Raw genomic sequence first — 22,394 nt, 5'->3', positions numbered from 1 at the left:
TTCAACCTCGCACGCCCCTCTTCTTCAGCTGTGTGACGAGTCTTCAGCTGTCTGCCTTACTCAGGCCGGTGACAGTCCCAGCGAACGGCCGGCAAGTCCGCGCGAACGGCGGCTGAGCTGCTGGGCAACAGAGCGCAGCGTCACCGAAGCGGGGGAGTCCGGGTGGGACAGAACAGCCGGCACACCGGCGTCAGCGCCGGAGCGGACGGGCTCGTCCAGCGGAATCTGACCCAGGAGCGGGACCTTCGCACCGGTGGTGCGGGTCAGCTGTTCGGCTACCTCGGTGCCGCCTCCTGAACCGAAGATCTCCATGCGCTCACCGGAGGGCAGTTCGAGCCACGACATATTCTCGACAACACCCGCGATGCGCTGGCGGGTCTGTGTTGCGACCGTGCCGGCGCGTGCGGCCACCTGGGCGGCGGCCTGCTGCGGTGTTGTGACAACCAGAAGCTCCGAGGTGGGCAGCAGCTGGCCGACTGAAATGGCGATGTCACCCGTACCCGGAGGCAGGTCGAGCAGCAGGATGTCGAGGTCGCCCCAGAACACGTCCGTGAGGAACTGCTGGAGCGCACGGTGCAGCATGGGTCCGCGCCACACGACAGGCTGTGACGGCGGGACGAACATGCCGATCGACATGACCTTCACGTTGTGAGCCACCTGCGGGATGATCATGTCGTCCACGCGGGTGGGGTTGCCGGACAGGCCGAGCATGCCGGGGATCGAGAAGCCGTAGATGTCGGCGTCGACAACGCCGACCGACAGGCCCTGTTCGGCGAGTGCGACAGCGAGGTTGGCGGTTACAGACGACTTGCCGACACCGCCCTTGCCGGAGGCCACCGCGTAGACGCGGGTGAGCGAGTTCGGTTCGTTGAAGGGAATGGGGCGCGAGGCGCCGGGCCCCTGGAGCTTTTCGCGCATCTCTTGGCGCTGCTCGGGTGTCATGGTGCCCAGTTCCACGTTGACGGCGGTGACGCCTTCAACAGCCTGTACGGACTTCGTGGTGTCGCTGATGATGGTGTCCTTGAGCGGACAGCCCGCGACTGTCAGCAGAACGCGCACGTCGACGGTGCCGTCGTCTGCGATGGTGAATTCGTCGAGCATTCCCAGTTCGACGATGCTGCGGCGGATTTCGGGGTCTATGACGCCTTTGAGGGCTTCATATACCGCGTCCCTGTTGGGAGGTGTCACTGACCGACCTTCCTCTGACGACGATATTCGACTGGCTATTCTACTTCGCCGCCGATCAGGGCTGTACCGCGGTGTCTGTCCCTGTCAGCGGACCATCCAGGCGTTCCCGCGCCTGCGCTTCCCACGCACTGCACAGGTCAGGGAAAACATCCCTCAGCGCTGGCGGAAGATCCACGTTGGACAGTTGGTGGTGCGGTTCACCCGCGGTGAGAACAGCATCGACGATTGCGGCAGATAGGGCATCGGCGGCGGCGATGTTGAGCTGGGTCTGCATCTCCACGGGGGTTCCCGGTGACGAGGCGGAGCTCCCGGGGCCGGTCGAGGCAGCACCGTCTGCGTGCTGCCCGGCGCTGAGAGCAAACACGGTGTCGCCGTCGAACATGGTGTGAGAGGGCCACACGGCACGGGCGATTCCCGCGTGTGCGGACGCCGCCAGCCGAGTGGTCTCCGCGTCTGTCAGCGAAGCATCAGTGCAGATGACGGCAATAGTCGTGTTCGTCGGTGCCTGCTGCTGACGCTGTCGGGCGCACTCAGTCATCCGTGCGGTTTCATCCGGATCGACAGACGACAGCTGCACTCCGTAGGTATTGAGCACACCCGCGGCGGCAAGCCTGCCGCCGGGCTCAAACAGAGTGCCCATCGGATTGGCGATGACGACTGCACTGACCCAGTGCCCGCCCGCGGTGAAGATTGACGCGCAGCCCATTCCGCCTCGGGAAAAACCGCGGCCCGTCCACGCGCCGATCCCGGCACCCGTGCTGCCACGAGACTCATACAGAACGGAACCGCTGGCTGCCCGGCGGCCGAGTGCGTTCTCGGCAGCCCGGTACCCATCCTCAGCAGATGGGGGAGTAGGCGCGCCTCCGCGGCCGATGTCGAAAATCGCGGCGGCGGGAACAATCGGGACCCGCGTGCCGGCAACAGGCGTGCCCACACCGGACTCGACCAGCCGGTCCTGCACCCCGCGGGCTGAAGCCAGTCCCAGCGCACTGCCACCGGTCAGCACAATCCCGTCCGCCCCGAACGGAAGGGTTCCCGGGCGGGCGATGTCGGTTTCGTGCGTAGCCGGGCCTCCACCTCGGGAGTCAACCCCGACTGTGCTTCCCGCAGGCGGAATGAGAGCCGTGACGCCGCTGAGAGAACCCACAGCGCACGTGCCGACCCTCACCCCGATGTGCTCGGGGCCGACCCCGGGAAGCAGACGGCCGAGTTCCACTCAGCTGCGCCCCTGAACCCACGCTTCGATTTCTTCGCGAGTCCGCGGGAAGCCGGCCGACAGGTTCTCAACGCCGTCCTCGGTGACGAGAATGTCGTCCTCGATCCGCACGCCAATGCCGCGGTATTCCTCGGGAAGCAGAAGATCCTCTTCCTTGAAGTACAGGCCCGGCTCAATCGTGAAGATCATGCCCGGCTTGAGGTCAGCACTCAGGTACATGTCGGCACGTGCCTGGGCGCAGTCGTGAACATCGAGCCCGAGGTGGTGGCTGGTTCCGTGGACCATCCACCGACGGTGCTGCTGGCCCTCAGGGCTGAGCGCCTCTTCGGCAGAAACCGGCAGAAGACCCCACTCTTCCAAGCGGTGCGCAATGACATGCATAGCGGCATCGTGAATCTCTGCGAACTTCACGGGACGGTTGACGTGCTCACCGGCAACCGCAAAAGCAGCGTCCGCGGCTTCCAGAACCGCGTCGTAGATGCGGGCCTGCACGTCCGAGAAAGTACCGCTGATGGGAATCGTGCGGGTGATGTCAGCCGTGTACAGGCTGTCGGCCTCAGCACCGGCATCGACCAGCAGCAGATCACCAGGGTTGACCTTGCCGGTGTTCTTCGTCCAGTGGAGCGTGCAGGCGTTGTTGCCGGAAGCAGCAATCGTTTCGTAGCCGACGTTGTTGCCCTCGGTGCGGGCAGCCTTCCAGAACGCGGTTTCGATGACACGCTCACCGCGGTGGTGGCCGACGGCTTCGTCGAGGCTGTCGATGATGTGGTCGAAGCCTTCACGGGTGATTGCGATAGCGCGGCGGACTTCGCCGATTTCGTAGTCGTCCTTGATCAGGCGCAGCTCGGACAGGAACTGGGCGAGCTCGTCATCGCCGGCCTGGCTGGCCTCGAGGTCGGCCTGAACAGCCTGGCGGGCGGAATCAACCTGCGCTTCGATGCTGCTGTCGGCACCGCGCAGCAGACGCACCGAGGTGCTGCCGAGGTCCTTCGTAATGGAATCGCCGGCTTCGGAAATGGGCCGGCACGCCATGCCGGTCATGGTCTCCATGGTTTCCAGTTCCGGGCGCTTGCCGACCCAGTATTCGCCGTAGCGGGCGTCCGAGAAGAACTCCTCGGTGTCCGCTCCAGCGCGCGGGCTGAAGTAGAACGTGACGTCGTGGCCGTCCTCGGTGGGTTCGAACACGAGAACAGAGTCGGGTTCAAGGTCAGCGTGCAGCCCGGTCAGGTGAATGAACGCAGAGTGCGGGCGGAAGGGGTAGTCGGTGTCGTTCGAGCGGACCTTGAGGCTGCCGGCGGGAACGACAACCCGTTCGCCCGGGAATGCCTTGGAGACTGCCTCACGGCGGGCGGGGGTGAAGCGGGAGGCTTCGAGTGCTTCGGCGGGAACGGGAGTGCGCTCCCAGCCCTGAGCGACGAAATCCCGGAAGGCCTTCGAATTCGGCCTGCGGGAGCGGTTGTTGACACGGTCATCAAGAGCCTGATCGGTAGTCATGACTCCAGCATAGTCGCCAGTGCCGCCGTGTCATCCGGCTCAGTAGACTGTGTGGCATGTCGATCGATCTGCACACCCACTCGAGCTTTTCCGACGGCACTCAAACGCCCGAAGAACTGCTGAAAGAAGCCGCGCAGGTGGGGCTTGAAACTGTGGGGCTGACAGATCACGACACGGTTCGCGGATGGGCCGATGCGGCCGTGGCTGCCAAACGCGAAGGCATCAGCCTGGTGCGCGGTATGGAAGTGTCGTGCAAACACGACGGGGTGACAGTGCACCTGCTGAGCTACCTGCACAATCCAGACGGGGCCGAGCTTTCCGCCGCGGTTGCCGATATGCGCAAAGCCCGCCTTGAACGCGGCCAGCGCATGGTCGAACTGCTCAGCCGCGACTACCCGCTGAAGTGGGACGACCTTCTGGCCGTTGTCGGCCCTGAAGCGACAATCGGACGGCCCCACATTGCCGACGCCCTCGTAGCCGGCGGATTCGCCGCCGACCGCAGTGCGGCTTTTGCGCACCTGCTGTCACCGCGCGGGCCATACTACGTGCCGATTCCGGCAATATCCGCAATCGATGCCGTGCGCATGGTTCACGATGCCGGGGGAGTCGCCGTGTTCGCCCACCCTCTTGCATCAGCACGCGGCCGCGTGCTCGGTGACGCTGCCATCGCCGAACTCATCGAAGCGGGACTCGACGGACTGGAGATCGACCACCGGGACAATCCCCCGGAGGGGCGCCGCCGACTGCGCCGCATGGCGGCAGAACACGACCTCATTGTGACAGGATCATCCGACTATCACGGCGCCGGAAAGCCGAACCGGCTCGGTGAAAACATCACCGAGCCGGAACAGCTGGAGCGAATAGCAGAGCGAGCCCGCGGCGTCGAAGTCCTTCACGCCTGACCCGCCCGGCACCCGCCGGAACCCGTCAGTCTTCTTGCGCTTCGCCTCGGGTGCGGCGGCGACGGCGACGGCGCTTGGGTGCATCCCCATCAGAGGTCTTCGCCTGCTGTGCGGAATCGGACTTCTGCGCATCCTAGCCCTTCTCAACGCTCTTGCCTCCGCGAGTGCGGCGGCGTGGGCGACGCGGCTTGCTGTCATCACGACGACGCTCGCCGCGGCCGGAACGGCGGTTCTCGCCGCGGCCGGAACCTGAGCCTTCGGACTTTGCGGACTGTGCTCGCGGCAGCCGGCCCTTGGTGCCCTTCGGGATGTTCTGCTCTTCGAACAGGTGCGGAGACGTGGAGTAGGTTTCCTTCGCCTCGAGGTCCTGCTCAAGGGTGCGGGCGATCATGTTCCAGCGCGGAATGTCATCCCAGTCGATGAGCGTGATCGCAATGCCGGTGCTGCCGGCACGACCGGTGCGTCCCACGCGGTGAATGTAGGTGCTTTCGTCATCCGGGCACTGGTAGTTGATGACGTGGGTGACGTCCTCAACGTCGATGCCGCGGGCAGCGACATCGGTGGCGACCAGAACATCGGTCTTGCCGGTGCGGAAGTTCTTCAGAGCACGCTCGCGCGCCTGCTGGTTGAGGTCACCGTGCAGCGGGCGGGCATTAAAACCACGGTCCGTGAGCTCTTCGGCCAGACGGTCGGCAGTGCGCTTCGTCTTGGCGAAGATGATGGTGCGGCCGCGACCCTCCGACTGCAGTACACGACCGACGAGCTCGGCCTTGTCCATAGCGTGGGCGCGGTAGGCGAACTGCTTGATGTTCGCAGTCTTTTCGTGCGCCGACTGTTCGTTTGCAGCCCGAATGTGGGTGGGCTGGTGCATATAGCGGCGAGCCATTGTCACAACCGCACCCGGCATGGTTGCCGAGAACAACATCGTCTGGCGCCCAGCAGGCAGAGCGGCGATGATGCGCTCAACATCCGGCAGGAAGCCCAGGTCGAGCATTTCGTCGGCCTCGTCGAGGACGACGGTCGTGATTTCGCTGAGCTTGAGAATCCGACGGCCGTACAGGTCGAGCAGGCGGCCCGGAGTTCCGACGACGACATCGGCGCCGGCCTTGAGCGACTCAATCTGCGGTTCGTAGTCCCGACCGCCATAGATCGTGACGACCTTGACCTGCAGCTTTTCTGCCGCAGTCGCAAGTTCGCCGGCAACCTGCTGGGCGAGTTCGCGCGTTGGCGCAACCACGAGACCGCGGGGAGCACGACCGGCTTCGGGGATTTCGGGGGTTGAGCCCTCGGCCGGAGCGAACTCTGGGCGGACGGGAGCGTCGAGGCGCTGCAGCAGCGGTAGGCCGAAGCCGAGGGTCTTGCCGGTGCCCGTCTGCGCCTGACCGATGATGTCGGCGCCGCCGAGCGCGATCGGCAGAGTCATCGATTGAATGGGGAAGGGCTCGGTGATGCCGTGATCGGCAAGAGCCGCGACGATGGGGCCGGAAACCCCGAAGTCAGCAAAAGTCTTCTGTTCAGTCACATTTTTCCTATTGTCTATCCGGTGCGGCGAACGCACTCACGGCGGTTAGGCTAGGGCCATGCCCCACTCCAACACGCCTGAAGAAGTCCACGCGGCAACGCTGTCCGTTTTGGCCTTCCACGCACTTTCGACGTTTGAACTCACATCAACGGACTCACAGCACGCGCCGAGCATCCGCGAATCCATCGGCCTTGCGCGTCTTGCGGGGCACTCGCTCGAACATTTCGAGCGGCTGGCGTCGCGGGTGGCGGACTTGGGCGGGGATCTGACGAGCCTCATGGAAAGCCAGGCGGGTTCGTTCCGCGCTTTCCGGGAACGCACTCGACCCAAAGACTGGTACGAATCCGTCATGAAGGTCTACGTCTACGACGGGATCATGACCGAATACTGTCGAAGCACCCTCACAGCTCTTGACTCCAAGAGTCGAGAGGTCGTCGATTCCGTGTTCGATGATACACGCTCAGCCGACTATCTCCGGGAATGCCTGCGTTCAGTCGTTGCCGACGACGAGGTGATCGGCAGCCGCCTGGCACTGTGGGGACGCAAGCTCGTCGCCGAATCTCTCACCCGCATCCGCGAATTCGCCGCAATCCCGAACACAGTATTCGAAAAGCCCGACGAAGCTCTTCTCCAGAGGCTGCTCGCCGGGCACTCCAAGCGCATGTCGGACCTCGGGCTCACCGCCTGACCCGAGCGCCCACCTGACTGAGCGGGGCAGCGGGAGATCAGCGGCGCCTCGTGAGTCAGGAGCCGGTGACAACAGAAAAACCCGTGCGAACAGAAAAAGGGGAGGCCAACAGCCTCCCCTTTTGACTTAGCCGATCAGCTGATGCCGAAGCCGACCCGACCCTGCGTGGAAGGGCCGGAGTCAACATAGGCAATGGAATCAGCCGGCACGACAACGCGACGCTGACCGTCCTCCAGCACGAGAGGAGTGCCGTCCTTCAACGCGGAATCGACAAGGTCCTTCAGCTGCTGAGCATCAAGATCAGATTCGATGGCGATTTCACGAGTGGACTGTGTGATGCCGATTTTGATTTCCATAGCGCCTCCTTGGCGGGTTCGCGGTTCGCAGAGGCAACCTCACACGAGGCTGCGCTTATTCCCCCAGGTGCAGGTCAACCTGGGGATCTTCAATCGCCGACAGCCCGTCAAAAGCGAGGATGCCGACAAGACGAGCACTTTCGTAAGGATCGTAGTCGCGGTTGCGGGACCATTCGAACGCCGCCTGCTTCGCCATGCCGACAAGAGCGTGGCCGAGGATGTTCGCTTCGGCCTCCGTGACCTCGGTGTCGCGGCGGATAGAACGGCTCACCGTGTCGGCGAAGCTGTCCAGAGCATCCCGCCAGTGCTGACGGCTTTCGTCGTTTTCGTTGTCGGCGCGCATGAGGACATCAAAGGCGTTGCGGTCCTCAACCGCGAACATGAAGAAGCTCTTGATGGTCGAGTACACGCGCTCGCGGCGGTCATGAACCGAGTCCAGCAGAATGGCGAGCATTCGGTTGAGGTTGTCGATCGCCTCGTCAAGGACCGTGAGGAACAGGTCAAGCTTCGATTCGAAGTGCTGGTACAGGACGGGCTTGGACACTCCGATGCTCGCAGCAATCGCATCCATCGACGTCGCGTGGTAGCCCTCCTGGGCAAACTGGCGGGTGGCGATGCTGATGATCTGCGCGCGGCGCTGCGCGCGTCTCATACGAGGTGTCGGCGGCATTGTGTGACTCTTATCTGACGACGGACGCGGAGACAGGAGCTGTTCCGCGGTGAACGACTGACCATTCTAGATCTTTTTTCTGTGCGTGCGGCCCTTATGTCAGTGGTTCGTGGTCTCATAGGAGCATGATGACGAACTCGGGTGCAAAAAGCAGGGACGCAGAGCGCGCTGGTGCGGACGACGCGGCGGTTGAATCCCTGCTTGCCGGGCAGCGGACGGCGGTGTTCGGCGGTCCCGGTACAGGAAAGACCGAACAGCTGATCAACACCTACTCCGTTTTGGCTGGGCGCGGGGGACACGAATCCGTTCTTGCGCTCACTCCCAGCCGCGAACACGCAGACACCCTGCGCGATCGCCTGCCGAGTGCCGACACCATTCGCTCCGCACCGGCAGCCCGGTCGGTCCACTCCTACGCTTTTTCGCTCGTATCAGCGCATTCGACGGCTGTAGACGGCCGGCCGCTTGACTTCATTTCCGGTGCAGACCAGGAATACCTGCTGGCCTCTATTCTCGAAGGCTTTGAATCCGGACGGGTTTCCGGTCCCGAATGGCCGCCGGGCTTCAGCAGAGAACTCCGTGACACCTCCGGCTTTCGTCGACAGATGCGCGATGCACTGAACGCCGTTATGGGCTACGGCATGAAATCGGATCAGCTGAAACGGCTGGGCAAATGGCGAGGCCTGCAGGAATGGCAGGCTCTGGCTCGCGTCCTGCAGGATTACGAAGACCTCCTTGCGATCCCCGTTTTCGGCGGCGTCGACACAGCCGCGGTCTTCGCCCACGCAGCTTCGGTAGTCGCCGGCGACAGCGCGGAAGCCGGGAACAGCTGGTCGTTCTCTTCGGAAACGGTGCCGACCCACATTCTGCTGGACTCTGCACAGGACTTCCCCGACACCGCGCTTGATTTCCTGCTGGCACTCGAAGCCAAAGGCACGACCATCGGCCTGTGGACATCCCCGGACACGACAGTGCAGGGATTCCGCGGCGCCGGCGGTCGGCTGTTCAGGCACCTGGCAGCGGGCACGCAGACCTTCACCATCGACGGTGCCGCACACGTGCACCGCGGGGCCGGCGGCATTCGCCGCGTCTATGATTCCCTGGCCCGCATCATTTCCCGCGATCTTCACCGTCGGCACGTCCCAGCTTCGCCGGAAGACTTCGCAGCCGGGACCTCGACCGTGTCCACCGCCGCCGTGGGCACTCATTCCGAGCAAGCGCGCTTGGCTGCCTCGCTCATTCGCACCTGGCACGACGAAGGCACGCAATGGGACGACATCGCGGTGTTGTCGCGCTCATCCGGGACCGCATCCACGCTCGCGGCAGAACTCGCAGCACACGGGATTCCGGTGCAGAAACAGGTGCAGCCGCTCAGCTCCCAACCGGCAACCGCGCACATCCTGCGCCTGCTCGCCCTTGGCGAAAACCCAGAACCCGGTGAGCGCGAACGCCTGTGCGAAGACATCGCGGCAGGCCCCTACGGTGAACTCGACGCGGTCGGCGCGGGAAGCCTGCGGCGAGCACTGCTGCGCACTGACAGTCGGGAAGACACCAGCGATACCAGCCTGGGGGCGCTTCTGCTCAGCGCTATCGACCGGCGTGCCGAAACCGCTGATAGCGCTGATGCAGCGGATGGTGCTGTAGGCGCGGACGGGGGACTGCAAGCAGAGAACACCGCGGCGGGACACCGGATTGTGCGCATGCTGCAGCGCGTTCTGACGGCGGCGGAAGGTACGCGCAAGCTCGATCCGGAAAGCGCAGTGTGGGAAGTCTGGGAAGCTTTCGACGTTGCCGACGAATGGCAGCGCCGTGCAGAATCCGATCCCGAAGACGAACGCAACACCGACCTCGACGCCGTCATCCGCCTGCAGACGCTGGCACAGAAATTCACCGACAGAGCAACTGCCCAAGCCGAAAGCTTTGCCCAGACGGTGCTGAGCCAGGCAATTGCACAGGACTCCCTGGCACACTCCGGACAGAATCGCGAAGTCCCGGTGACCACACCGGCGGCAGTCGCACACCGCGACTTTGAGCACGTCATCATCGCCGATGTGCAGGACGGCACGTGGCCCAACACCCGGGTGCGCGGCTCGGTCTTCCTTCAACAGCAGCTCGACGAAGATCTGGCTGCTGGGGCTTGGCGCGACGCCGACGGGACATCAGCCGAAGACAGCGCTCGCCCCGTCGATTCTGATACGGGGGACAGCTACCGCAAACTGCAGAGGGACACCGTCCGTGACGAAGGCCGCATGTTCCTAGCGGCACTGTCTCGGGCTCGCTCAAACGCGGTGGTTCTCGCCGTCAACGACGGTGAAATCCTGCCGTCGGTGTTTTTCGAACACGTTCAGAAAGCCGCCGCGCAGTTCGGCCGTGAGGGCACGCACTCCGCGACCGAGCCGCGAATTCTTGGTCCAAAAAGCGACGATGCGACCGTGGGGCCAGCATCAATGCGCCAACTTGTGGGCTATGCGCGCGGTCAGTTCGAAAACAGCGCCGACCCTAAGCCGTGGGCACAGCTGCTGGCCAGCCTTGCCAATGCCGGCATCGAATCAGCGTCGCCGGAAACCTGGAGCGCCTGGCGTGAACGTTCAACGGCTGAACCTTCAGCCGCTCCAGATGTTCCCGTGACGATTTCGCCGTCGACCCTGGAAACATTTCTGGAGTGCCCGCTCAAATGGCTGCTGTCACGCCACGCAGGCACGATGCCGTCCACTAACGCCCAAAAGATAGGCACCCTCGTGCACTCTTTGGCCGAAGAATACCCGCAGGGCGGTTATGCGGAGCTGAAAGAAGCGTTTGAAGAAGGCTTTGCTTTCTTGGAATTCTCCTCCCAGTGGGAACGCGACAGGCAGTATGCCGAAGGCCTCGACATGGTGGCCAACCTCAACGACTTCCTTGTGAGTCGGCGCAGTGAGGGCTATGAATTCATCGGCTCCGAAATGACTTTGGCTGCCGACAGCGGTGTGGGCTGGCGGATACGCGGGCGCATTGACCGGCTGGAACGTGACAGCGACGGCCGCCTGCACATCGTCGACTTCAAAACCGCGAAAACGCCGAAATCCCTGAAGGACGCGCAGAACGACCCTCAGCTGGGGGCGTACCAAGCGGCCATGGGGCTGCCGAAGGTCCGCATAGAAGGCGAGGACGGCCATTCGATACCGCTGTCAGAGTACGGCGCTGAGTCCGGAGGCGGCATGCTCATGTATCCGCGCAAAGCCGCCGGGGCAAGCAGAACATCGAATCGGCGTATGCAGGACCCCATGACGGAGGACACGCGCGAGGAATTCTTGGCTCAGAAAGTACGGCCAACAGCTGCCGGCATTCGCTCCGCAGAATTCCCTGCCACACCGAGTGCCGAAGCGTGTCGCTTCTGCCCCGTGAAGCGCTCTTGCCCCGCTGTTCAGACAGGAGAGGACGAATCGTGAACTGCAAGCCTCCGTTCTATTCAGCGGAAGACCTCGCCCAGATCGTCGGCACACCGCTCAAAGACGGCACCAAGCCCATGCCGACTGACGAACAGAAGAAGATCATCGAAAGCCCGGTCGACGAACCGGCTGTCGTGGTCGCAGGCGCTGGTTCCGGCAAGACAGCTGTCATTGCGCAGCGTGTGCTGTGGCTGGTGGCTAACCGCTACGTTGCCAAGGACCGTATCCTCGCGCTGACCTTCACCCGCAAAGCAGTCGGCGAACTCGCCAAGCGCATCAACGGCTTCATCAGCGCATTCGAGGCTTACGAGGCAGCCAAAGGCAGGCCCTGCGAAAGGGGAGAGGACAGCGAGCGAGACCCACTGGACGCGCTGTTCGGACCAACCGTGCAGACCTACAATTCCTACGCCTCGGCACTCGTCAGTGAGTACGGTCTGAGCATTGGGATCGAAGACGGAACCACCATCCTTGACGATGCGGAAGCCATCCAGGAATTCGGTTCGCTCGTCGACCAAGCGGCCGATGCCGATATTCCGGCGGGAAAATCACGAGCCACCGTCATCAAAGACACTCTGCACCTGGCTTCGCAGATTGACGAACACCTCAAAAAGTCAGACGAGGTGGTCGAGTACCTCGATGCGTCTTTGGCAGACGCGGTCAGTTCGGACAACCTGACTGAACACGCTAAGGCAGTACGCCGCAAGCGCATTCCCAAAGAGGAAAAAGAAGCCCTTGCCGCGCGCTTGGAAACACTGGCCGCCGAAGCAGCCGGAATGCGCACACTGTCACCAGAATTCGTTGACTCGGCCGTCGCTGCGGTGCAGGAAGCGGGAACATCGGAGCTCATCGAATCGCTGCTGCGCAAGAAACAGTACGCTGTGCTGGCTGGCCGGTGGAAGGCCCACAAAGGTGAGACCAGGCGCATGCAGTTCTCCGATCAGGTTGCGTCTGCTTACAAGATCATGACCGCTGACAAACAAGCCAGACGTGAGGAGCGCGGCCGCTGGGACATCATTCTGCTTGATGAATACCAGGACACCTCGGACAGCCAGTTCAAACTGCTGCAGACCCTGTTCGCGGGCAAAGCCGTCACCGCGGTCGGCGACTACCGCCAGTCCATCTACGGTTGGCGTGGAGCCTCGGCAGGAAGCCTTCGCGACTTCCCGGAAAAGTTCAGGTTCAACGGCCAGCCCGCGCAGGAATACTCGCTCAGCATTTCGTTCCGCAATGCGCAGCTCATCCTGGACGCGGCAAACGCTGTCTCAGCCAAGCTCACAGCGATCTCGGCAACCTCAGCGAAGCAGCTGGAACACAAATCGCGCGCCGCAAAGGGTACCCAGGCTGCGCCCGAACCAGACGAGGCGACCTCCGGCACTGTGACAATCTGCACGACATCGGGCAGCACAGATATCCAATACGGCCTCGACCAGTACCGTGACCTTGCGCTGTGGCTGAAGGAGCGGACGGGCACCCGGGCGGTCCTTGTGCGGGCTCGCAAATCCATCGGACCGATTGCGGACGCCCTGCGGGCTGCGGACGTTCCATACGCGATTGTCGGTTCGCGCGGTTCGCTCGACAACCCCTACACCGCCGACGCAGTCGCCGTTCTCGCTTCAGCGGTCGACATCACGGCATCGACCGAGGTGATGCGGCTGCTGAGCGGACTGCAGGCAGCACTGGGTGCAAAAGACATCCGAGCTCTCAACCGCTTCTGCCGACTGCGCTCAGAAGGTCTTGAAGAAGACGCGGTGCCTACTCTCATCGAATGCATCGACGAATTCGCCGACGACGCCACATCTGCCGATCTCGCGGAACAAGCAGGACTGTCGGCTGTCGCGATCAGCAGACTGCAGTCTTTGGCGCGACGGCTCAGGGCAGTGCGTCGCAGTGCATCGTCACCCGTGGACGCGCTGCGTGCTGCGATCCGCGTTTTCAACCTCGACCTTGATATCGAGGCTTTGCCCAATTCCGAACCCCATCGCAGGGCCATCGATTCGCTTAAGGCCATGGCGCAGAACTACGGTGCTCAGCACCCGTCTGCTGTGGCGGCGGACTTCCTTGCCTGGCTCATGGTGGCTGAAGAAAGCGAAGCCCTCGAAGCTGCGGCAGAAGAAGCCGACCCCGACTCCGTTCAGATTATGACGATTCACGCGTCCAAGGGCCTTGAGTTCAGTGCTGTGGCGATCCCCGACAACACCGTCGGCGATCTCCCTACCCTGCCCAGGAGCACAAAAGCATGGCTGGCGGGAGCCGAACTTCCCTACCCCCTGCGCGGAGACAGGCAGCACCTGGTCGACCTCGACACAACACGGCAGAATCTCAGCACCGCAAAAGACATGAAAGAGCTGTTCGCAGGTTCGCTCGGCGAACAGATCAAGGCGGACCACGAAGCCGAAGAACGGCGTCTGGCCTATGTTGCCGTCACCCGTGCGGAAACGCACCTGTGGCTCGGTGCATCAGCAATGACCAGTCGCACCAAACCGAATACCCTGTCGCCCTTCTTGGAGGAGATCGCCGAAGCACTTGGCCGGGAAGTCGCACTGCCCGAAGCCGCTGACCCTAGTGCCAGGCCTATGACCAGCGTGGTGTGGCCGCCGGTGGTTGCTGAGCAGACGTTCAGGCAGCGCGTAGAGCTCATTGCTGAATACAGGTCGGCTTCAGGAACTGAACTTCGCGACCTCGAAAGCATGCCGGATATCGGAGGGCTGGCCAGGAGCGCACAGGCTTTCCTAGAGCCAGAGCCGCACAGTGCGCCTGCCGAGCTCAGCCGCTTGTCGACAACAGCTCTCGTTGACTTCGTGGGCGACCGCGAAGAGTTCGACCGTCAACGCAGCCGTCCCATGCCGCAGGAGCCCTCTTCGGCTGCGGCTCTCGGTACCGAGTTCCACGCGTGGGTCGAGAACAGGTTCGGCCAGTCGAGCCTGCTTGAACTGGCCGACTACGCGCCCAGGCGTTTGGGAGATAGGGACAAGGCACGCTTGGAACAGCTTAAGAAGCGGTTCGAAGCGTCAGAATTCGCCGAACGCACACCGGCCGCAGTCGAACTTCCCTTTGAACTCAAAGTCGGTCCGAAGGTCATCTCTGGAAAAATCGATGCGGTATTCGATACCGGCACAGTACTCGAGGTTGTCGATTGGAAGACCGGCTCTGCGCCCTACAGCGAACGCGAAATGGCAGACCGAGCGGTTCAGCTTTCGATGTATGCCCACGCCGTCGCCCGCATGCCGCAGTTTGCGGGACGGGAAGTGTCAGCGGCCTTCTACTTTTTGGGCAGCGACACCGTTGTGCGCTTCGCGGCTGCCGGCGCAGACAGCAGCGAGCGGACCCTGCTCAGCTGGGAACAGCTGGAGGCCGCTGTCAGCGGCTGATGACGTCGGTGGCTTCACCCTCGTCATCGGGGGGCGCCGAAGGACAGCGGGCGCAGACCGTCGGAGTCATCCGGCGTCTGCGTTCCCTGCTTCGGCTCCCCACCCGCCGCGTCACTGTCACCCTGCGGAACAATGAGTTCGGCAAGGTCCGCCAGCATTTCTTCGACTTCCTTGATCTGTGCGTTGTCGCCAGAATCAACAGCGGCCAAGAGGAGCTCAAGAACAGCCATTTCGCTGCGCAGGTCAATGCGGCTGCGCAGACCGGCATCATCGTGTCGGACACGCTCCGTGTAGAGCTCGAGGAATCTGTCGAAGTCCTCAGGTTCCAGCAGGTGCGAAACAGCTTCGAGGTCGACAGCGGGATCGCCCACACGCAGCGAACTGAAATCGGCAACCGTCACAATCGATTCGCCGTTGGTGCGCAGTGCATCAATGGTGAGATCACCGTGCAGGGGCACGGGCAAGAAGTGCCACAGGGCGGGAGTTTCAAGAACAGTTTCCCACCTCTCCAGCAGCTGCGACGGCACGCGGCCGGTGGCGGCACCTCGGTCCAGCAGTTCCCACAGGAGGCTCCGGGCCTCCTGTGGTTCGTGGACCACGAGCCCCGCATCGGCAATCGGGCCTGTTTCGGCACCGTGCAGAACCGCAAGAATCTCTGCAAGAGAATCAACGTGGCTCGGGGCGGTGCGGAAATCCTCCGTTGACATGGGTGCACCCTCGAGTGGCTGGGAAATCGCGATGCAGCATTCTTCTTCGCTGATCTGTCCCGGGCGGAAGGTCCGCGACTCAATGACGCGGGGCACGGCAAAGCTGCGCTCGGTGGGCAGAATGGAGCGCAGAACAGCAGATGCGAGCTTTTCGGCCTCGGCATCAATTGCTGCGGCCTGGTCAAAGGCCGCGACGACAACGGTGCGCTCACCGTCGCTGACGAGCAGGCGCGGGCCGCGTTCGTCATCGAGCCGTTTCCAGCGCTTGGCCTTGAACCCGTCCAGCATGACGGTGCTGATTGCTACTGCACGAAGATCGAAAGTGTCCACGCCTCCAATCTACCCGGGCTGGACTTGCTCTTCAGTTTCGCAACGGCGCGTGTCAGATCTGTGTCAGTGCCGGCGGCTATCGTGGTGGGCATGAACCGCTACCAGCTGCCAGTCCGCTCGCTGTCCCGTGTTGGAACCGACCGCAATCACACCGACCGCGGTGCTGACGGCAGTGTTGCAGACGTTCTCGCCCGCAGCAGCACACGCGTCTTCTTCTGCCACCGCGGCAGCCTGCTGGTATCTCGTGGAGGTCTGCACCTGTTCAGGGTGGCGCAGCTCAAGGAGCACTGGGACGGCCTGACCGGCACCAGGGTCTACATCGGCCGCAGCGACACCGCGGACCTCGTTGCGCTGCTGCTTGACGACGCCGGACGCTCAACCGCCGACAGCGCTGTTCTCGATGACTCCGCAGCTTCTGCTGACGACTTCCTGTTGGCCCCGGCGGTCGGCACGACAATGGACGATCCCACGTGGGTTGATCTGCGCGCACTGGCAACACAGCTCAGCGACACCGACATCGATGCGGCAACGACCGCTGTGGCACTCGATAACTGGCACAGAACCCACACCCATTCACCGCGTACGGGCGACCCCACGGTGCCCTCAGCCGGGGGATGGGTGCGGGTTGACCCGGAAGCCGGCACGGAACACTTCCCCCGCACCGACCCGGCTGTGATCACCGCGGTGCTGCACACTGACGACGCCGGCACGGAGCGCATTCTGCTGGGCAACAACGCGCTGTGGCCCGAAGGCCGGTACTCGCTCCTGGCCGGTTTCGTTGAACCTGGTGAAACCCTGGAACAGGCGGTCAGGCGCGAAGTCCACGAAGAATCCGACATCGACTGCGACACCATTCGCTATCTCGGTTCCCAACCGTGGCCGTTTCCGTGCTCACTCATGCTCGGCTTTGCTGCGCGAGCGCGGTCTGCTGCGATTGCGGCAGACGGCCATGAAATCGCCGACGTCAAGTGGTTCAGTCGCGAAGACATACAAGCCGGAACAGCGAACGGTTCGCTGTCTCTGCCCGGCGAAGTCTCGATTGCCGGGCAGATCATCAGTGCCTGGCTCGACGGAGAACAGCTGCTGTGACATCCAAAGCGGAACAGCTGCTGGAAGCGCTGGACACCCAGCAGCGGGCAGTTGCCGAACACAGCGGCGGCCCGCTCGTCGTCCTTGCCGGTGCGGGCACTGGAAAGACCAGGGCCATGACGCACCGCATCGCCTATGGGGCGCTCACCGGCAAGCGCGATCCCAAACAGACCCTGGCCCTGACATTCACCGCAAAGGCTGCGGGAGAAATGCGCTCCAGGCTGCGCTCACTCGGTGTCGACGGCGCGCAGGCCCGCACATTCCACGCTGCGGCCCTGCGCCAGATGCGCTATTTCTGGCCCATGTTCGCCGAAGGTCCGTTCCCAGAGCTCATGCCCAACAAAGCCGGGGCTGTTGCCCGCGTCATGGGAAATCTCGGCATGACGGTCGAACGCGAACTCGTCCGCGACGTCGCATCAGAAATCGAATACGCGGCCGTGAGCCTCCTGGGCATTGAGGACTACGCGCAGCAGGCGCGTAATCGTGAACTGCCGGGCGGGCTCACCGTTTCCGCGATTGTCGACATCATGCGCGGCTACAGCGACCTCAAAACAGAGCGCCGGCTGCTGGACTTTGAAGACGTCCTGCTGACGCTGTCGGGAGTGCTGGGTTCGCGTGCCGACCTCGCAGCCACCGTGCACAGTCAGTATCGCCACTTCGTGGTTGACGAATTCCAGGACGTTTCGCCACTGCAGTACGACCTCCTGATGCGCTGGCTGGGCGACAGGGACTCCCTGTGCGTTGTCGGTGATCCCGCGCAGACCATCTACACATTCGCGGGCGCCACATCGAACTATCTGCTGAACACAGCGCAGCGCTTTGCGGACACGACAACCATCGAACTTGTGCGCAACTACCGTTCGCGGCAGCCCATTGTCGAAGCCGCCAACCGGATCCTCGCCCACACCGGCAGCGGAGCTCTGCAGCTGCAGGCGGTGCGCGAAGGCGGTCAGGCACCGTCCGCCTCGGAGTACGCAGACGATGCTTCAGAAGCCGCCGCTGTCGCCCAGCGGATTGCAGCGCAGATCGCGCAGGGCACGCGCGCAGCCGACATTGCGGTGCTCTTTCGCACCAACGGGCAGAGCCGGGCGATAGAAGAGGCCCTCGAAGCCCGCGGCATCAGCTATGTGCTGCGCGGGGGAGAGCGCTTCTTTGCTCGCCGCGAAGTCAAAGAGGCCATGGTTCTTCTACGCTCTTCTGCCGCGGCACGGCACACGGAAAGACTCGACACCGCTGTTGCCGAGGTGCTGTCCAGCATCGGTTGGCAGGCTCAGCCGCCGTCGGCTACCGGAGCGCTGCGGGAAAAATGGGAATCGCTCAATTCCCTCGTGCAGCTGGCCGCAGATATGCAGCGCAGCTCAGAGCTGCCGGTCACCCTGCCGCAGTTCAGCGCGGAACTGGAAGATCGGCGAGAACACCAGTTCGCACCCACGGTTGACGGAGTGACGCTGGCCAGTGTGCACGCAGCGAAGGGCTTGGAGTGGAGCCGCGTGCACCTTATCGGCCTCACCGAGGGGCTCATGCCCATTTCCTATGCGCTGACTCCGCGCGATATCGCCGAAGAGCGCCGGCTGTTCTATGTTGCCGTCACCCGCGCCCGGGATTCACTCGATATGTCGTGGGCGCGCATGCGACAGTCAGGTGCTCGCACCCAGCGCAAAGTGTCGCGGTTTATTGGTGAAATGCGTGGTTCGCAGCCTGTTCACCGTGAAGAAGAACCGCGTGCCACTTCGGCTGGGAAGTCCTGCAGGCAGTGCGGCAGGGCACTCACTCAGCCAGCTGAACGGCGCATGGGCAGGTGCGCCGCGTGTGCGGCTCCGGCTGACAGCGGACTGCTGCAGCAGCTCAGCCAGTGGCGGGCGGCAAAAGCCGAAGAGCTGCGCGTGCCTGAATACATGGTGCTGACACAGGCCACGCTGAGCGCGCTTGCCGAAGCTTCTCCGCGCAGCCGGGACCAGCTGGCTCTCATTCCTGGTCTCGGCTCGGTCAAACTCGCTCAGTTCGGGGCTGAACTGCTCGACATCACTGCAGCAGATTCGGCAGCGGCATCGGAGCCCTGACGGCACTGGCAGTCGGGGTGGAAAGACACCGCATCTTCTTCGAACCCCCAATCTGACACGGTCAGCTTGCTGTGCGCGCCGGGCATTCCCGCCCGATTGGCGCGCAGCCGGGAGGCTGCGTGGGCAGCCGTAATGGCCACGAGCGCGGGGTCGGCCAGTGAAGCCCGAGGCCCGCTCAGGTGGACCGCTTTCCACGCTTCCAACCATCCGGGGTCATGCTGTTTGGCCCAGAGCACGCTGCAGCGGGAACACGGTGAAGCACCGGGCACAATGACTCCGCCGACAGTTCCGAAGTGGTCCCCGATAACAGCGTGGACGTGGTCGATATCGCGGGCAAACAGTGCATCCGAGCTCAGCAGATCAGGCATCCACACTGCCGTGATGATCACGAGGCTGCCCGGGTGGATGCGGGGGTCAATGCTGCTGTCCGCCGGCGCGGCTCGCAGTCCTGCGGCAGCAGCTGCCGTTGCGAACTCATCATTGAAGGGTCCGATGGCATACACGGGGGAGCGGTGCACTTTTGCCGCGAGCTCGAGGGGATCAGCCGAGTTCTGGGTCGCCCAGGTGCGCAGACGCCACGGGGCCGAGGTGCCGGGAACCCGGGTGGTCACGAGTATTCCGGCTTCCGTCAGGAGTGTGCGGAGTTCGTGCGCCCTGCTTGCTGTGACTCCGAGTGTCTGTGCTTCGGGTTCGAAGTCGTCTTCTTCAATGCCCAGCCGCAGAGCGTCAATGAGGGCGGCTTCGCTATCGCTGAGTCCGGAAAGGATGACCGGGTCATCTATTCCGAACTGCACACAGGCGTGCGTTCGGCTGATGACGGCAGCGGCCGGATCAATTATGAGCATCTTCACCTCCGGTAGTGCAGTCAATCTACGTTGCTGGGCTGGCCGGATGGAAGACGCTTTCTACATCTGTGGAAAACCTGTGGATAGAACACGAGCAGGGCCTGCTGCGCGGCTGTCGGCTGGTGAGAACCGACGCCACTGTGCAGGCCCTGCTCAGTAGGCGGACCCGCAGGGCCGTCAGTGTTCACGAGCCTTCCCCTTGCCCGTGATCACTGCGTTTTCCGCAGGTCCGTCCCTCAAAGTTAAAGGACGGACGGGGCGTCGTCAAAGCGGAGTCCGGTTGGCAGTGTGGACGCGTGTGGATTCTCTGTGGAGACTTCTCCCGTGCCTGTGGAAACAGCTGTGGATGATGATGTGGTTGATGGCTGTTCAGGCCCGAGAATCCGCGAAATTCGGCTGTTGATGCATAAATTTTTGAAATCTGTTGGATTTGAGTAGGTGGTGTTGGTCACATCATGGACATGTTCGCTTCACTTTGTTCTCGATGGGGCCCTCTGCTTGGATTGGCACCATGACGGCGGCAGATGTTGAGCGGATGCTTCGCAGCGGAGAAATGACTGTGGTGCGCTCTGCGCGCAGAAAGAAAACCTACTCGCTGCAGCCGACCGCCGACGGCTGGAAGCTCGCTGTTCCGCAGCGTTTCAATGTTGCAGCAAACCTCGACGGCATCGCTCTGCTTTTGGAACGTGCCCAGCGCCGCCGGGCGCTGGCTCCCCGCAGCGACGACGAACTCCGAGCCCTCGCCGAGGAGCTCAACAGCCGCTATTTCGACGACGGCATTGAGCCGGGCTCTGTGCGCTGGGTTGCGAACCAGCGACGCAGGTTCGCCTCTGCAAGCGGTCTGACGGGGGATATCAGAGTGTCCGACCGTCTGCGGAACGTTCCCCGCTGGGTCCTCGAGGCAGTCCTGGTTCACGAGTTGGCCCATTTGCGGCACCTCGACCATTCACCTGCTTTTCGCGCTTTGGCGAACCGGCATCCGAAAGCAGAGGCAGCGGAAGTCTTCCTCGAAGGCTTTGCGCACGGCGAAGATGCCGCCGAAGCCGCAGGAAGACAAAGCTGAACAGGCATAAGCCGCGGCGCCGCCGAACGCTGCGCTGCGTCAGCACACAAAAGCGCCGCGGGTGATCTCCCCGCGGCGCTTTTGTGCGTCGGTGAGGCTGCTTGCTTCAGCCGGCGTCAGTCGTCCTTGCCGGATTCCTCATCCAGCAGTCGCTGGAGAGCTTCGTCCATGTTTTCAATATCGGCGTCGGCCGCTTCGGGGCTGCGGCGCTCCAGGTAGCCCAGAGGGTCGTCGAGGTCGACGGCCGACGGCAGGGACTCCACCTGGCTGAACACGGCATCGCGGGCTTCAGCGCCTTCTGTCTGTTCGAGGAACGTGAACAGCTGCACCGCATCGTTCATGCGGGTCGGGTGGATGTTCAGCCCAATGAGCGAAGCGAATTCAGCTTCGGCTTCCGACTGGGTGCTGTAGCGTTCGCGCAGCGCTTCGCGAATCTGGTCGCGCTTTTCAAGCGGTTTGACAGCGGCGTAGGCAACAACATCGGTCCAGCCTGCAACCGTTGACAGCAGCCGCTGGAGGTTCTGTTCTGCGGCGCGGCGTTCTGCCGTATCGGCGGGTTTGAACAGGTCCTTCTGCATCTGTTCGGCCGCTTCCTGCATTTTCTGCGGATCCATGTCCGGTGTGATGCCACCGAGGGCGCCCCCGTTGACTTCGACGGTCGCAGCGTATGCGCGCACGGCCTCTTCAATGTGCTTGCGCAGCCACGGAGCGCGAGCAAACAGCGCGTAGTGTGCCAGTTCCAGAGTGGCCAGGTAGATGCGCAGCTCGGTCACGTCGACATCGATTTCAGCGGCGAAGCCCGTGATGTTTGCGCTCACCATGGAGGGACGCTGGCTTGATGCCAGCGGCAGACCGTACTCCGTGCCGGTGAGCACAGAGCCGGACAGTGCAGCGGCGGCCTGCCCCAGCTGGGAGGCGAACATCGACGTTGTCATGGAGGCAAGCATCGGCTGTGCGCTGCTGAGGAAGCCGCGCATCTCCTCGGGAATCTGCTCCGTGATGCTCTCGGTGAGTCCGGAAGCGGTCCGTTCCTGGATGGGGGAGGCAAGCGACAGCCAACCGCCGATCGTCTCCTTGACCCAGCCTCGGCGGCTGAGTGCCTGAACGCCGGCAGCCCCCGACGAGGCGTCCGTCACCTTTGAGAGCCACAGTTCGGCAAGGCGGAACGCATCTGCCGTGGCTTGGCTGGTCTCGTTGGTCACGGTCGGGTCCGGCTGGGGGACAGCGCTTTCGGCTGTCCGCAGGGCGGCTTCTTCTGGGTCGGGAGGGGACATCATCGACTGGAAGCTGCTCATCATCGATCCCAGCTGGCTTGGATCCATGTTGAACGGCCCCTGCCCGCCGCCGAAGAACATGCCGAACATGTTGTTCCTCGGGTCGTCATCTGGACGGTCTTTGTCATCACTCATGTTGGCCCCCACGGGTTGATCGTTCTTTTCAGGGTAACGAAGCGAGTCGCTAAAAGATTTCCACT

The 22,394-nt window shown here is 63.1% G+C and carries 16 protein-coding genes; 7 read left to right on the top strand and 9 right to left on the bottom strand.

Features of this window, described 5'->3' with window-relative positions; genetic code table 11:
• Nucleotides 1-60 precede the first annotated feature (60 nt).
• Genes Bravens_RS07245 through Bravens_RS07235 form a run of 3 tightly spaced genes read right to left on the bottom strand, consistent with a single transcriptional unit; the run spans nt 61 to nt 3,898 of the window.
• The gene (locus Bravens_RS07245) at nt 61-1,188 is read right to left on the bottom strand and encodes an Mrp/NBP35 family ATP-binding protein (RefSeq protein ID WP_062021820.1); all 1,128 of its coding nucleotides are present in this window, start codon (nt 1,186-1,188) and stop codon (nt 61-63) included.
• A 55-nt stretch (nt 1,189-1,243) separates the two neighbouring features.
• Entirely contained in the window at nt 1,244-2,404 is a 1,161-nt protein-coding gene (locus Bravens_RS07240) for a P1 family peptidase (protein WP_062021818.1), read from the bottom strand.
• The gene (locus Bravens_RS07235; protein ID WP_062021816.1) at nt 2,405-3,898 is read right to left on the bottom strand and encodes an aminopeptidase P family protein; all 1,494 of its coding nucleotides are present in this window, start codon (nt 3,896-3,898) and stop codon (nt 2,405-2,407) included. It lies immediately after the preceding gene.
• 56 nt (nt 3,899-3,954) lie between these two features.
• Here Bravens_RS07235 and Bravens_RS07230 point away from each other — a divergent pair, with 56 nt between their 5' ends.
• Nucleotides 3,955-4,800 carry a PHP domain-containing protein gene (locus Bravens_RS07230; protein WP_061942457.1) on the top strand — a complete coding sequence of 282 codons (846 nt, stop codon included), beginning with the start codon at nt 3,955-3,957 and terminating at the stop codon, nt 4,798-4,800.
• Nucleotides 4,801-4,933: 133 nt separating this feature from the next.
• Here the strand turns inward: Bravens_RS07230 and Bravens_RS07225 are convergent, their stop codons facing one another.
• Complete coding sequence (locus Bravens_RS07225) at nt 4,934-6,322, bottom strand: DEAD/DEAH box helicase (RefSeq protein WP_062021814.1); 1,389 nt, start codon at nt 6,320-6,322, stop codon at nt 4,934-4,936.
• Between the two features lie 58 nt (nt 6,323-6,380).
• Between Bravens_RS07225 and Bravens_RS07220 the strand changes: the two genes are divergently transcribed.
• Entirely contained in the window at nt 6,381-7,010 is a 630-nt protein-coding gene (locus tag Bravens_RS07220) for a ferritin-like fold-containing protein (RefSeq protein ID WP_019175484.1), read from the top strand.
• A gap of 134 nt (nt 7,011-7,144) precedes the next feature.
• Here the strand turns inward: Bravens_RS07220 and Bravens_RS07215 are convergent, their stop codons facing one another.
• Nucleotides 7,145-7,366: a DUF3107 domain-containing protein gene (locus tag Bravens_RS07215; protein WP_019175483.1), complete on the bottom strand. Its 222-nt coding sequence runs from the start codon at nt 7,364-7,366 to the stop codon at nt 7,145-7,147.
• 55 nt (nt 7,367-7,421) lie between these two features.
• Nucleotides 7,422-8,036, bottom strand: coding sequence for a TetR/AcrR family transcriptional regulator (locus tag Bravens_RS07210; RefSeq protein WP_082791075.1), 615 nt, complete (start codon nt 8,034-8,036; stop codon nt 7,422-7,424).
• Between the two features lie 128 nt (nt 8,037-8,164).
• On the opposite strand from Bravens_RS07210, the gene Bravens_RS07205 reads away from it, so the two are divergent.
• Nucleotides 8,165-11,458 carry a PD-(D/E)XK nuclease family protein gene (locus tag Bravens_RS07205; protein ID WP_062021807.1) on the top strand — a complete coding sequence of 1,098 codons (3,294 nt, stop codon included), beginning with the start codon at nt 8,165-8,167 and terminating at the stop codon, nt 11,456-11,458.
• Nucleotides 11,455-14,826, top strand: coding sequence for an ATP-dependent helicase (locus tag Bravens_RS07200; RefSeq protein WP_062021804.1), 3,372 nt, complete (start codon nt 11,455-11,457; stop codon nt 14,824-14,826). The genes Bravens_RS07205 and Bravens_RS07200 overlap by 4 nt, the downstream gene beginning before the upstream one ends.
• A gap of 23 nt (nt 14,827-14,849) precedes the next feature.
• Here Bravens_RS07200 and Bravens_RS07195 read toward each other — a convergent pair whose 3' ends face one another.
• A complete protein-coding gene (locus tag Bravens_RS07195; protein ID WP_062021801.1) occupies nt 14,850-15,863 on the bottom strand; it encodes a phosphotransferase in 1,014 nt (337 codons plus the stop codon).
• A gap of 90 nt (nt 15,864-15,953) precedes the next feature.
• Here Bravens_RS07195 and nudC point away from each other — a divergent pair, with 90 nt between their 5' ends.
• Together nudC and Bravens_RS07185 are read left to right on the top strand one after the other, a co-directional pair.
• The gene (gene nudC / locus Bravens_RS07190; protein ID WP_062022325.1) at nt 15,954-16,952 is read left to right on the top strand and encodes an NAD(+) diphosphatase; all 999 of its coding nucleotides are present in this window, start codon (nt 15,954-15,956) and stop codon (nt 16,950-16,952) included.
• Nucleotides 16,949-19,012, top strand: a complete 2,064-nt coding sequence (locus tag Bravens_RS07185; protein WP_062021798.1) for an ATP-dependent DNA helicase UvrD2 — start codon at nt 16,949-16,951, stop codon at nt 19,010-19,012. Before nudC ends, Bravens_RS07185 begins: the two co-directional genes overlap by 4 nt.
• Here the strand turns inward: Bravens_RS07185 and Bravens_RS07180 are convergent.
• On the bottom strand, nt 18,949-19,857 hold the full coding sequence (locus Bravens_RS07180; protein WP_062021795.1) for a hypothetical protein: 909 nt from the start codon (nt 19,855-19,857) through the stop codon (nt 18,949-18,951). The genes Bravens_RS07185 and Bravens_RS07180 overlap by 64 nt on opposite strands.
• Before the next feature lie 484 nt (nt 19,858-20,341).
• On the opposite strand from Bravens_RS07180, the gene Bravens_RS07175 reads away from it, so the two are divergent.
• The gene (locus Bravens_RS07175; RefSeq protein ID WP_062021793.1) at nt 20,342-20,920 is read left to right on the top strand and encodes a M48 metallopeptidase family protein; all 579 of its coding nucleotides are present in this window, start codon (nt 20,342-20,344) and stop codon (nt 20,918-20,920) included.
• Nucleotides 20,921-21,036: 116 nt separating this feature from the next.
• On the opposite strand, the gene Bravens_RS07170 is transcribed toward Bravens_RS07175, so the two are convergent.
• Nucleotides 21,037-22,329, bottom strand: a complete 1,293-nt coding sequence (locus Bravens_RS07170) for a zinc-dependent metalloprotease (protein ID WP_062021790.1) — start codon at nt 22,327-22,329, stop codon at nt 21,037-21,039.
• Nucleotides 22,330-22,394 lie beyond the last annotated feature (65 nt).

This window comes from Brevibacterium ravenspurgense, assembly GCF_001584615.1.
Classification (GTDB): domain Bacteria; phylum Actinomycetota; class Actinomycetes; order Actinomycetales; family Brevibacteriaceae; genus Brevibacterium; species Brevibacterium ravenspurgense.
This window is presented reverse-complemented; position numbering and strand designations above follow the sequence as displayed.

Excerpts from the sequence above, each read along its gene's own strand:
- Bravens_RS07235 (WP_062021816.1), bottom strand. The coding sequence starts at position 3,898 with ATGACTACCGATCAGGCTCTTGATGACCGTGTCAACAACCGCTCCCGC.
- Bravens_RS07230 (WP_061942457.1), top strand. The coding sequence starts at position 3,955 with ATGTCGATCGATCTGCACACCCACTCGAGCTTTTCCGACGGCACTCAA.
- Bravens_RS07220 (WP_019175484.1), top strand. The coding sequence starts at position 6,381 with ATGCCCCACTCCAACACGCCTGAAGAAGTCCACGCGGCAACGCTGTCC.
- Bravens_RS07215 (WP_019175483.1), bottom strand. The coding sequence starts at position 7,366 with ATGGAAATCAAAATCGGCATCACACAGTCCACTCGTGAAATCGCCATC.
- Bravens_RS07210 (WP_082791075.1), bottom strand. The coding sequence starts at position 8,036 with ATGCCGCCGACACCTCGTATGAGACGCGCGCAGCGCCGCGCGCAGATC.
- Bravens_RS07205 (WP_062021807.1), top strand. The coding sequence starts at position 8,165 with ATGACGAACTCGGGTGCAAAAAGCAGGGACGCAGAGCGCGCTGGTGCG.
- nudC (WP_062022325.1), top strand. The coding sequence starts at position 15,954 with ATGAACCGCTACCAGCTGCCAGTCCGCTCGCTGTCCCGTGTTGGAACC.
- Bravens_RS07180 (WP_062021795.1), bottom strand. The coding sequence starts at position 19,857 with ATGCTCATAATTGATCCGGCCGCTGCCGTCATCAGCCGAACGCACGCC.
- Bravens_RS07175 (WP_062021793.1), top strand. The coding sequence starts at position 20,342 with ATGGGGCCCTCTGCTTGGATTGGCACCATGACGGCGGCAGATGTTGAG.
- Bravens_RS07170 (WP_062021790.1), bottom strand. The coding sequence starts at position 22,329 with ATGAGTGATGACAAAGACCGTCCAGATGACGACCCGAGGAACAACATG.